The following is a 12652-nucleotide window of genomic DNA, read 5'->3' on the forward strand; positions in this document are numbered from 1 at the left end:
GAAGTTATACAGATGCAAACTTCCGAATAAAGAAGAGAATAAGTAACAAATTCTGCCTATGGAAATTCATTATATCTGGATAAAAGACTTTGGCTACCTACAAAAAGCTGAAATAAATTTATCTGCTAGGTTTATCTTCAAACTTACTCCAACCTCAGAAAGCGAGGAAATGTACAACCTTCAAATCACAAGAAATGAGGATTTTACAGAAAATTTTTTTGAAGAAGATAATATTCAAAATGTAACTGCAATAATTGGAAAAAATGGATCAGGCAAAAGCAGTATACTGAATTATTTAAAAACCTATTTACCAGACGGGTCTTATGATGAAATAAAAAACGACATAATAGTTTTTTCAACGATAATCTCTGATCAAGAATACTATATTGTCGCATATCCTATGCATATGAAATTAACGTTAGATAGCAATATAAGCCATTTTGAAGCTAGACCTTATGAATCTTTCAAAGAAATCAATAATAATTATTTAGACAAGAATCCACAAGAGGACATTTCATATATATACTACTCTTACTTCTTGGAAAAGAATCCCATTTTAAAGTACAACTCAGAAGGTTTAGTAGATTTATCAACAAGCAGGCTGTTAATTGAAAAAAGCGAAAATCAATTAATTTCACCAAATGAAGAAACTACTAAAGAAAACTTACATGTAACAGCCTCTGACTTAGATTATTATGTAACATCTGAAACTGCAAGAGCCGTTCAACTATTAGCCTCAAAAAACAAAATTCACATTCCTTTTAAAAGCCCAGAGAAACTTTTTATAAAAATTGACCTAACTGATTACTTTTTTTTATTCAATAAAAATAAAGACGAGGATGTTACAGAATTTATAGAAAATATTAGAAAACTGAACACAACATCAGAACCCAAAGAAAGACTAATAAACAATTTACTCCTATCACTAGTCTGTAATTTTTTTGTAACTGATCTAAATTTTAACATAAATATTAAATTTAAATATAACTTATCTATAGGAAAGATAAAATTGGTAAAATCAATAACAGAGCATTTCTTTAAAAACTTGCCAACAGAATACAACTTCAATGGAACACCAGTTAGCTATACTAGAAATGCGACACTATCAAAGCTTATACCAAAATTTATTGAACATATTGAAGAACTGATAAAAAAAGGAACAATAACTGTACATACTGAAGAGTATTTTTCTTTTAATATAGAAGAAGAAATAAATAATGACTTTGAAATATTCATAAACTTATACTTACAAATAATGGGTATAACATCCTTTTTAGAATTTAACTGGCGGACACTTAGTACTGGAGAACAATCTTTTTTATCCTTTATAGCAAGGTTTCATAACCTATTACATCATTCAAATAAAAAACTAAAAGATAATGTTATGATATTGATTGACGAAGGAGATGCTGGCTTTCACCCTGAATGGCAAAGATCTTTTTTTCAAAACACAATTACTTTTCTATCAAAGCTATTCCAGGACCGTAAGATTCAATTAATTTTTACAGCGAATACACCGTTTTTAACATCAGATCTACCTAAACACCATCTAATTTTTATCGAAAAAAAAGGCAAAGGAAAATCAATAATACATAGCAAAGAAAACAACAGAAAGAAAACATTCGGTGCCAACATACATTCGCTCCTATCAGACAGCTTCTATATGGATGGAGCTTTAATTGGAGAGTTTGCAAAGCGCAAAATTGATAAAATAATACTTTTTTTAAAGAACCCTGGTAATCGAGAACCTGATAGCAAATACAAGAAGGTTATAGAGCAGATAGGAGAACCTATTATACGAAATAAGTTACTAGATATGTGGAATATAAAATTTGGTGTGGACGAAGAAATAGAACAACTAGAGAGAAGAATAAACGAACTAAGGTTAAAAAAGAAATCAAAATGATTAGAGCTCCCTTTTCTCTAACAGAGCTTGATAACCTAGCTCAAAGCTTCTATGATGACCTCATTACCGAATTAGACACAAAAAACAGAATCACCAATAGGCAAGAGGACATTCTAAGTCCCCTCTTTGACTACCTTCTGATTAATTTTGAGGAAATAATTAAAGGTCGTCCCTCAACATTAGAGGGACATATTCCGAATATCAATACTCTATCACGCACAGCAAAATACCTTTACAGCAATAGTATTACTCCACCTTATCCTCCAAAGGAAGTAAAAAAATGGTTTAACAAGAATATACTAGAAATATTTGATTACGACAGGAGTAGTCGTTCATTTACAAAGTTGAGAAGGGGTGAACTTGCATATAAACATGCATCAAGGCTTGGCTTAACTACATGCTTATATTGTAATGCGCAGTTTACTTTTACTATAAATAAGAATATTAAAACTCGCCCTCACTTTGATCATTTCCTTAATAAGTCGTCTCATCCATATTTTGCCTTATCCTTCTACAACTTAATACCTGCCTGTTATGTTTGTAACTCTAACATCAAAGGAAGCAACACATATTCTATTGCAACCCATCTGCATCCATTCATTGATTGTCTTGAAGGTTTATATAATTTCAAAACTCATATCAATTCAGTAGACTTTTTAGTTAATAATACAGAATTCAATATAATACTAGAACCTTGTAAAAACGCAAGTGTCCATGATTTGACTAGAGCCAATAATAGTATTAGAGATTTTGGCATCAAAGAACGATACTTCTTTCATAAAGATTATGTAGAAGATATTATTCGCAAATCACATGTATATTCAGAAAGTAAGGTAGAAGAGCTATACACTAACTATAATTCTATATTTAATTCAAAAGAAGAAGTTATTGAATTCGTCCTCGGAAATTATATTCATGCTGACATGTTACATAAACGAATCCTATCAAAGCTCACAAAGGACATTGCTGATGAATTAAGAATAATTTATTAATTTTTTTACAAATACACACAATTGACTACTTTTCAGCGCTCAATAGATTTGTGCATGTTAGGGAATAGATAAGACAAACAACCGGCCGCAGAGCTCTCGGAACTACGCTTAGAACAATACTACCCTCATGTCCTTCCCCCTTTCTACGGAAAGCTTAGTCATAGCCTGCTCCAGATGGATTTAAAGTTCAAGTACGAATACAACTAAAGTTCTTTGTTTGTGTCCTGACCGATCACAAATAAATACCAGATATGCCCAGCGAAGAGGCTGAAAAAGATCAACGTTCTGGGTATTAGGTTTCAGTCTGTATTAGCCGGGCAGCGTTCCGGCTAGTATACGCTTATTAGGTTGTAAAAACGGATCAAATTCATTTTCTTTAATAAAGTACAATCGCAATCTCTTCCTTACGCTATGAGTGTTCACCTGCAACGTGCTCTTGACTTTGCCCTAACCGGCTATTTCGCTCCCGATAGTATGATACAAACGCTGAGCCTGTCGAGCTGGTTCTTAGTCATACAAGAGATGAAAGTAGATATCACTAACAGTAGTATTGGTCCAACTTTGGCTGAGCCGTACTAGATCAAAGGGCAGTCAAGCTACTTTTGCCGATTTGCCGCAGAAACCTTCATGGCCAAGAGGAGAGTTACCTTATTTTAAATATAAAAAACAATAATGGCTGAAGAATCCTTCTACTCCTGGCTCCCAACCTACCGAGAGATAAATAAGAAACTTCATACTTATCCACTCGCGGAGCTGGTTCCTATTGTAAGGCAACTGGAAATAGAGAATGGGCTAACCGATCGTGATGCGGAGAAAGATTTTAATTCTTTTGAAGTGGCTGAGATAGATCCCTTTACTTTTTTATCCTTAGTCAACAAGTATGGTGATAGAAAACGTGTGGAGCTTTTGCAGAAGCTCCACAACCTCTGGAATCTGCAGGTATCTATCCCTACTGATGTCCATGGCCTACCAACGGCCAATGCTCAAAATGCGTGGTGGTTTGGCTACCAGTACCGTAGAAAGCCAAATGATATAAAGGATCTGCGGACTCTATTTATCCAGACTCTGAATGGGAAAATAACAGAAGAGGCCTTTCAGAAGGTACTTAACATCCGCGGCGTTGGTTATGCTAAACTCACTGAAGGGTTGTTTTATGTTGATCCAGAAAAGTATTTACCAATAAATGGACAGACAGAACCTTACCTTAAAAAAAGGGGCATTCGTAATAGCTTTAAAACGCTTGAGGACTACCGTCTAATACTTCAACAGGTACGTGACAAGATCCAGAAACCCTTCTACGAGATTTCTCACGAGGCCTACAAGGAAAATAAAAAAATAGCCTACTGGATCTTTCAAGGGAATCCTGACATTTACAATATAAAGGACGCACTGAGAGATGAACATCTGAAAACTTGGCGGATTACAGCATACGCACATAAGATAAAGCTTAATGATAAAGTAATTCTGTGGGTCACGGGTAATCAAGGAGGGTGCTATGCTTTGGCTGAGGTAGCGTCAGATGTTTATGAGGGAGCGGAAGAAGAAATAGAAAAGTCTTATTACTCAGACATAAATAGTAGTGTGTTTGGCAAAAGAGTAGCTATAACAGTTACAAAAAACCTTATAGAAAGCCCAATTGTAAGAGATCAAGTCAAAAACAATCCAGCGTTTGATAAATTCATGGGTGGTAAACAGGGGACAAACTTCAAAGCTACTCAGGAGCAATATGAACTATTTGAGCAATTAATTGCTGAGAAAGAAAGTTCTTCCGCACTAATGAAGCAGACAGTAAAATACTCTAAAAATATCATATTATACGGCCCTCCGGGTACCGGTAAAACCTATGCGACCATTGACCTGGCCGTTGAAATAGTGGATGGTGTAAGCAACTCTAATCACCGGCAGAATAAACAGCGATTCGACGAGCTTCTGGATGATCAGATAGAATTCATCACCTTCCATCAGAACTACACCTACGAGGATTTCGTCATAGGTATAAAGCCTGATTTGGACGATGAAGGTACAGGTTTGCAATTCCGTAGGCACGAAGGCATCTTTTATAAAATAGCTAAACGAGCTCAGCAGAACTATGAGGTTAGTAAGGTAAGTGGTGCCACAACAGGTCTTCGTCCTTTTGATGAGGTTTTAAATGAGCTAATTCAACCCTTGGTCGAGAAGGGGAAAGCAGTAGCGATACCTATGCCGTCTGGCATAGAATTCAAGTTGGATCGTTTTTCGGCAGCCAGAGTACATATTGCTAAAGCGAGGGGTAGCACGGATCACTGGCTCAGTTTTGAAACTATGAAGCTTCTATACGAAGAGATAATTCCAATGCCAACTGGGGGCATGAAGACTTACTATAAACCTATTATCGAACTGTTACAGCAAAACGGAAAAATTAAGGTAAGCGCAACCCCTAAAAAAAATTATGTACTTATCATAGACGAGATCAACCGGGCCAACATGTCACGCGTGTTCGGAGAGCTAATTACGCTATTGGAAGAAGACAAGCGCATGGGCGGTGAGAACGAGATCCGGTTGCTCCTTCCTTCGGGTGAGCGTTTTGCGCTTCCCCCTAACCTGTACATATTAGGTACTATGAATACCGCCGATAAATCTCTTGCTCTGCTGGATGTCGCTCTTCGTCGCCGCTTCGAATTCATAGGTAAATACCCACAGTATGAGGTAGCGGGGCTTGACCAGGATGTAGCTTCTATACTTATTAAGCTGAACGAAGCCATCCACAAACAGAAACAGTCCGCTGATTTTCTTATTGGGCATGCTTACTTTATTGGCAAAAGAAATGGGCAGCTGAAAGAGGTTTTTCAAAACCGAGTCATTCCATTACTGATGGAATACTTTAATGGTCGCACCGACCTGGTAGCTAATCTGTTAGAACAGGCTAATATCAGGACCAAACGAAATAATGCAACCTACCAGTTGGAAATTGAAGATGACGAGTTATAGGTTGATTGAACACAAGTCGGCCCAGCAGACTTTGCCCCACGATTTTGATGTAGATGGGCTTAAAAGGTACCTGGATGAGGTGTGGCAAAGTAGGTTGATATTTGACGAAGAGCCAGAAGAAGGCCGCTCTCAGCGCCAACCCTTCCTAAGCTTTGAGTACGCAGGCAAAGGACAGGGACCTCGCCTAAGAGCGGGTAAGTACATTGGCTTTATCCAATATGAGGGTGTTACCATTGAAATCCTCCCAAAACTGTTCACGGAGCACCAGGGTGAGGTGGCTTTTCGTCACCTGCTTTGGTGGCTATCTTACTGTAAGAGTATCCGCTTCCCCTTTTCCAGTCTTATCAGCGATTCTGAACGTATTGATGACTTTCCAGAGGCACTTATCGGATATTTCGCCCGATATACCTTTGCCTTAGTAAACAGTCAACCTTACCAGCACTACACGGAAACGACAGAGACACATTATTACCTGCGCGGACGATTAAATACACAGCAATACATTAACAAGAGCCTGAGTAGAGGGAATTGGCACGAACTGGTATGCGATCATGAGCCTTTTATGTACAACAACCGGCTCAACCAGATCATCAAGTACGTAACCCAAAAACTGACTCACCTTTGCCGTTTGCCCGAAACCTACAAATGGCTGGAAAAGGTACTGTTTACGCTGGATGAGGTAAGCGATGTTCCAGTTACCGTACGGGACTGCGATAGTATTCAGTTGAACCGCTTCTACCACGAATACGAAGTGTGCCTGGACCTGTGTCGCTTTTTTCTGTCAGACCACTACCTCAACCGGCAGCAGGCCAACCAGCGGCACTTCTGCTTCCTTTTGCCGATGGATTATGTATTTGAGGATTTCGTAACAGGGGTAACACAGCAGTTTTTTAGTAGGGACTTTAAGGTTCAGTCACAGGCTAAAGGGTGGCTGACTGATCAGAGAGTATTTCAGATCCGTAATGATCTTCTGCTGACCCACAAAGAGACGAAAAAAAAGCTAATAGTGGATACAAAGTACAAGATTCGGACAGAGGGTAGTATAGACGCGAAACATGGGGTAAGCCAGACAGACCTCTACCAGATGGTTAGCTATGCTTTGCGCAGGGAAACGGACCAGGTACTACTGCTATATCCCTGTCGATACGGCGAAGCCCCTGTCGTCCCAGCTAACTTCACTGTAAGTTCTGGTCTACTCAACACACTACCCCTATATTTCGATGCGGTAAACATAGAAGTTACGGGGCCTAGTCGTGAAGAGATGGTCCAGCAAGTGGTTAAGCAGCTTAGAGAATGGCTAATATCTATGGGTCTAGCTATATAGAGCAATAAAATGATAAGAGGTTGCTAGAGCCCCTCAATGTGATTAATGAATACTTTAATTTTACATTAACCTATGGCACTAAAATACCTGTATCTAAATTTAGGGAAACTATATTTGGAGGAGAGTAATTATTACAATTCAATTATAGCTAGTCAGTATTCTTTCACAAGGGAAACTAAAGGAGCTCCATCTTTAAATAATATTGGTCTTGCACTTTTTGAACTAGGTCTTCATCGCGAAGCTTTGTTTAAATTCAATGAAAGTGTAAAGTATCTTGAAGGCTTGGGCCATACTAGTGTAGAAAAGAAGCATTATATTTATCTTAATAGAGCAAAAGTAATGCGTTTGTTAGGTGATGAAGAGAATATGCAAGAGAATATAAAAAAGGCTTTGCATTATGGTAATAACTATTCTAATACATGGATTGAGCTTTCAAAATGGCATATTAGTAAGTGTGAGTTTGATTCCGGATTAGAGGCTATGGATAAAGCGATAAAAGGTGGATCTAGGAAACCATATGTATGGACAGAGAGAGGTTCGCTGTTTCAATTGTTGAATTTTCCAGATAAAGCCATTAAAGATTTTGAGATGGCTAATAAAGTTTCTGGACGAAAACATCAAACATTATACAATTTAGGAAGGCTTTATTTCTTATACGGGCTTGTTGAGAAATCTCAGCAGATGCTTATTAGTCACAAAGAAAGAAACGGATGGGAAGAGCCATATATAGAGTCTATATATACAATTGCAATTGTACAGTTTGTCGATAGAGAGAAGGGGTTTGGCTTCTTATTTGGCAAGACTTGGTTTTGCGATCATGACAACATCTATTTTAGGGTGTCAGATTGTAAGACTCTTCCGAACAAGGGAGACCGAGTAAAATGTTTGATAAAATACAAGCCATTTAAGGGAAAGTTAACTGCTAGTGCCTATGAAATAGAGCCACATAATGTACTTCATAACTCTAGATTTAAGAGTCAAAAGATATATCATGCAATTGTACACAGTAGAGGAAATGCTATAAATACAGTCAAAGATCACAAATTTGTAGAAGTATTTTTTCCTTTTTCTGCTATACTCCCATACAATTCAATTAGTGGCCAGTTAGATGAGCGTCTGAATCTATCCTTTGACAAAGGTTATGCTTTTGTAGAAATAACTATGGAAATAAATGAATACGGAGCACCTATTATTTCCTATATAAAAGAAGCTTCCTATCCTAATTCGTTTTCTAAAAAACTTATAAAGTCTAGACATGGTGACTATTTATCAACATTTCCGACAAGAAGATGTTATATATGTGGAGGGTCAGAATGGTGTGGCACCGATGGATGCCCATGGGATCCATCTTAATAAAACAACCTTATCACCTTATATCATACGCTTAAAAAGTTCTCTTTCACATTTTAATAATAAATTAAATATACTTACTATGTTATTTGCTCCTAACGTTATAGGATGTTCAAATTCAACAAATCATAAAGAACTTGATCAGTTGCTCCTGCATCATTAGCGTTTAATGTTGATTTTATGGCGATAATTCGTATAAGCTCTTGCTTATGAAGCGTAAAGAATCCATCATTGGACGCCCCATCTATTAATACCTTGATCTCTATTTCCAAATTACGTTTTTGTTCGGCATTTAGCATCATTGTAACATTTAAGGTTATGGCGGCAATAAAACTATATTCTCTTGCTAAGCAAAACATCCTTAAATATTATTTTAAATCCTGTATAGCCTGCAAGGGCTTTGTTTGAGGTCCTCCCGCTGTCTCGTTTGCCGGGGAGGTCAGTTGAAGTCTTAGGAAGTTAATCTCATAGCCCTACAGTATTGTAGGGCTTTTTCTTTTCAAAGGTATAGGTCTACCTCTGCTTCATTTAGACTCCTTCGAAGAGGTGAAGAGGCAGGATTAAACTTAACCGTCCTTAGACTTAACCTTACCGGTTCAGGTAGATTAGTAAAGAATGTGGCTCCTGTCACTTTCTCAATATCGGCTGGCGTGGTGATAAATTCAGTCCACTTTTTATTATTCAATAAGCTTTGTCGATTAGGCATGTCTACAGCGATTACAGGCGTATTGGCGTCTACCTGCTCTATGCTTCCACCATTAGGTATAGCCACCACTATTACTTTGTAGTTATGAATGGGTACGTTGACGCCGTTGCGGATCGTAGTTGCTACTCCGGCGCTCCCCTCGCCTGTGGTCCGTAGGTCCCAGCAATGATGAATAACCTAAACCCCTTTTGTGCCAGGTTACGAGAGAATTCTTCCAGCTGCGCCCATGATTCCCGGTTGAGCTGGGGAGCCTGTTGGATAATATTTGTCATCAGGAAGGTAGCTGCGTATGCCTCATCCGTTTTAGTGCGGTCTGCCGAGGGGCATAAGTGGCCCCTATCAAATCCGCTGTTGGTGTAGTCGCTTGTGACAACTCGGTACCAGCCCGTAGAAAGCGCCGGGTCCGGCCGGAAGTTGTCCTGCCTATCGCTGCCTCCAATCCATTCTTTCGACAGCTCCCAGGCCACACAATTTGTATGCCGCTTGTTACGGTTGTAAGAAAGGGCATATTCGTCTTTTAGCATCAAGTAGTTATCAGCTGAGGTAGAGTCAGCTTTAGCGTTGGTTGGATTCCCCAGACTTAGGTGAACACTTTCAATGTCAGGGGTATGTATAACATCTACTTCGTTCTTACAGCCAACTGTTATCCAAAGCAGTAGTATAATGCTTAAGTGCCTTCTCATAATCTAAGTACTTTCATTGCCTATTGTCTTTGAACATAACTTTAAACCGCTTAGTTAAAGCTCAAGTCCACTATAAAAAATTCGCGACGAAAGGCATCTTTGCTCCCTATTTGTACCCATTGATGCACATTTGTTCATAATCATTTGTCTTTTAGTAAATTATATCACAGACTTACTTTCTGTATTGGAAAGTAACCCAACAACGGCAAAGTAGCCATAAAAGAACAACGCCCTTACATTGGTAGTAAGGGCGTTGTTTTATTCAAGGCTAACAAATTATGTAATTCTATATACTCCGATCATTCCTACGCAGGCATATTCAGCAGTAGCTCGTTATACTTTTGGATTCCTGCATCAGTCAGGATAGCCAGGGAGATGAGGCCGTTCTTAGCCCGGTGTACTTTCACGTAACCAAAATTAACCAGTAGCTCCATCGCTTTTTGAAAGACGGGCATCTCGTAAAGCGGCACTTCGTTGTAATTGATCGAGTACCTGCCCTTAAAGTAAGCCAGGCACTCCATTATTTCGTTTTTCATAGCTACCGGTTTATTCATGAGGCTACGTTCTCCTGATCATGTTGCTGGTACAGCTCCTGTATTTCAGCAAGTAGTCACTTATCAGATTGGGTTCGTTAGCAGATCAATGCTAACGAACAATATGAAATCTGTAACCAAAGCGGCCTCATACAGTAATCAAAATTGATTTATAAGCTCCGAATGTACACCATGACCTACTACTCTGAAAAAAATTTTATTTAACGGTCTGTGTACGCATATTAAGCATCCTTATATGGAATGTCGGTCACTGAAAGTGGAAGTCCATGAGTATTTTTACCGTATTGCAGCAGTGAAAAGGCGGGCTGTAGTTGCACCTGCTGTATGTTTTTTCTGTATGTACCTAATCAGAGTATACATGTTAACCCTGTGTGGTAGTAGCAATATCCACTATACGCAAAGCCGGAAAGCCTACATAGGAGACTTTCCGGCTTTGCTATAAAGTATTAGAAGATTATTCAGGAGCAAAGTACTTAGCCAAGCATAGCCAATACTCCAGCTACAAAGGCCCCCATGCTTACCCTTTCGGATGGAGTCGCCTCCTGATACATAGGTAGGCTTTCACTGGTAGCCGGGGTAGCAAATCCTCCTTCCCTCATAAACCGCCAGGCCTTGGCACTGAGGGTAAAGCTGATGGGAGAGGTTCTGGCACTAAGCCCCCTGATCTGGATCTTACCGTCAATCAGGCCCAGGGCACTGAACTCGTCCAGGGCTCTGAACAAATAGTACTCATCCACCGGAACCAGATCCTGTAGGTCATCCAGGAAAAGCTTAACCTGACGATTTTCGTCAGCAATGTCCATACAAAAGTCAAGTACCTGATCTTTCTGATCGTTGGTTAAGCTTATAGTCATGGTAGAATAGAGGGGTTTATTTACACATTACCTGAGCATCTATAACTAATGGAGGATCAACATGATATTCATTACCTCCACCAAGGGCACTACCGAGCCAATCCAGCAAAAGTGGGCTCTGGTGTATGCCTTCACCACAAACCTATCACGAATCGTGCCAAAAATTCAATTATTAGAATCCCTAGCAGAATAATTAATCCACTCTTAATACACACTCTACGATTTACCCTCTGGAAGTTGTTTCTGATGGCATAGCAGCTCCTACGCCATTGGTCAGACCCGTACTACTACCTTGCCTACCGTTTTGCCCTGCTGAAAGAGGTGAATGGCTTCGTGCATCTGGTCAAAGCTGAATACATGCCCGACATGCTGGGGCTTGAGCTGCAAGGCCTGCAGGCCATGGAGTAACTGGTGCATCAGGTCGGTCTGCTCGTAGAGGTAGATGAGGTTGAAGCCCATGAGGGATTTGTTCTGGGTGGGCAGGCGCAGGGGATCTATCTGGGGGCGTCGGAGATACCTCCAGTAGAGTTTAGGGTAATTGGGCTTTGAACCATGCGTGGTAAAACTGGCATTGCCATATACAACCATTCGGCCCATGGGTGCCATGGCTTTCCAACCCTGCATAAGTACTTTGCCACCTATGCACTCCATGATCAGGTGCAACGGGCGCCCCGCCAGCGCGCCGGTCAGTTTGGTATAAAAATCACCATCCCTGAGAATGACATCGTCATAGGCCTCTTCCCGCCGCAGAAAATCGACCTTACCGGCCTGACCTACCGTACCGATGGTGTAAGCACCATATTTTTTACAGATGCGGTTGGCGAGTATGCCTACTCCACCGGCGGCACTATGGATTAGCACCGTCATCCCACTTTTCAAGTTTCCCAATTCGGTAAGGGCATAGTAGGCTGTAAGGCCCTGCACCAGAAACCCGGCTCCTTCCTCGAAGCTCCACTCCTGCGGGAGTGCTATGACGTAGCGGTGATGGCTATTGATGTGTGACACGTACCCCCCAAATTTGGTAGCGCCCATGACTCTATCACCTACCTTCCACTCCTGTACATCAGCCCCTACGGCTATGACCACTCCGGCATACTCCAGACCCGGTATAAACGATCCCTGGGGAGTGGCGCTGTACAGCCCCTGCATGGCGAATATATCAGCAAAGTTGAGCCCGATAGCCTCTACCTTCACACATACTTCATCGGCACCGGGTGGTCCCAGCTCTTCGCTGACCCGCTTCAGATCCCGGATCGATCCGGCCTTAGGCATTCTGTAAACCTGTCGTTCTAACATTGCTTTACTTGATTACCTTT

At 40.2% G+C, this 12652-nt stretch carries 11 protein-coding genes; 5 read left to right on the forward strand and 6 right to left on the reverse strand.

Annotated features, from left to right (window positions below; genetic code table 11):
* Positions 1 to 58: 58 nt before the first annotated feature.
* From JTN23_RS18105 to JTN23_RS18130, 5 genes are all read left to right on the forward strand, one after another.
* Entirely contained in the window at positions 59 to 1906 is a 1848-nt protein-coding gene (locus tag JTN23_RS18105) for an AAA family ATPase (RefSeq protein WP_247236437.1), read from the forward strand.
* Positions 1903 to 2898: a hypothetical protein gene (locus tag JTN23_RS18110; protein WP_247236438.1), complete on the forward strand. Its 996-nt coding sequence runs from the start codon at positions 1903 to 1905 to the stop codon at positions 2896 to 2898. The genes JTN23_RS18105 and JTN23_RS18110 overlap by 4 nt, the downstream gene beginning before the upstream one ends.
* A gap of 672 nt (positions 2899 to 3570) precedes the next feature.
* The gene (locus tag JTN23_RS25940; protein WP_310586727.1) at positions 3571 to 5865 is read left to right on the forward strand and encodes an McrB family protein; all 2295 of its coding nucleotides are present in this window, start codon (positions 3571 to 3573) and stop codon (positions 5863 to 5865) included.
* Between the two features lies 1 nt (position 5866).
* Positions 5867 to 7189, forward strand: a complete 1323-nt coding sequence (locus JTN23_RS18125) for an McrC family protein (RefSeq protein WP_247236439.1) — start codon at positions 5867 to 5869, stop codon at positions 7187 to 7189.
* Between the two features lie 72 nt (positions 7190 to 7261).
* Complete coding sequence (locus JTN23_RS18130) at positions 7262 to 8542, forward strand: tetratricopeptide repeat protein (RefSeq protein ID WP_247236440.1); 1281 nt, start codon at positions 7262 to 7264, stop codon at positions 8540 to 8542.
* Positions 8543 to 8640: 98 nt separating this feature from the next.
* On the opposite strand, the gene JTN23_RS18135 is transcribed toward JTN23_RS18130, so the two are convergent.
* The 6 genes from JTN23_RS18135 to JTN23_RS18155 form a co-directional block, all read right to left on the reverse strand.
* The gene (locus tag JTN23_RS18135; RefSeq protein WP_247236441.1) at positions 8641 to 8898 is read right to left on the reverse strand and encodes a hypothetical protein; all 258 of its coding nucleotides are present in this window, start codon (positions 8896 to 8898) and stop codon (positions 8641 to 8643) included.
* A 140-nt stretch (positions 8899 to 9038) separates the two neighbouring features.
* Positions 9039 to 9419: a DNA/RNA non-specific endonuclease gene (locus JTN23_RS26055; RefSeq protein WP_409049459.1), complete on the reverse strand. Its 381-nt coding sequence runs from the start codon at positions 9417 to 9419 to the stop codon at positions 9039 to 9041.
* On the reverse strand, positions 9368 to 9928 hold the full coding sequence (locus JTN23_RS25855) for a DNA/RNA non-specific endonuclease (RefSeq protein ID WP_262918566.1): 561 nt from the start codon (positions 9926 to 9928) through the stop codon (positions 9368 to 9370). Before JTN23_RS25855 ends, JTN23_RS26055 begins: the two co-directional genes overlap by 52 nt.
* Before the next feature lie 305 nt (positions 9929 to 10233).
* Entirely contained in the window at positions 10234 to 10464 is a 231-nt protein-coding gene (locus JTN23_RS18145) for a hypothetical protein (RefSeq protein ID WP_247236442.1), read from the reverse strand.
* A 491-nt stretch (positions 10465 to 10955) separates the two neighbouring features.
* Positions 10956 to 11336, reverse strand: coding sequence for a hypothetical protein (locus JTN23_RS18150; protein ID WP_247236443.1), 381 nt, complete (start codon positions 11334 to 11336; stop codon positions 10956 to 10958).
* 273 nt (positions 11337 to 11609) lie between these two features.
* Positions 11610 to 12632 (reverse strand): alcohol dehydrogenase catalytic domain-containing protein, encoded by a 1023-nt coding sequence (locus tag JTN23_RS18155; RefSeq protein WP_247236444.1) that lies wholly within the window; start codon positions 12630 to 12632, stop codon positions 11610 to 11612.
* Positions 12633 to 12652 lie beyond the last annotated feature (20 nt).

Source organism: Telluribacter roseus (genome assembly GCF_017355915.2).
Taxonomy (GTDB): Bacteria; Bacteroidota; Bacteroidia; order Cytophagales; family Spirosomataceae; genus Telluribacter.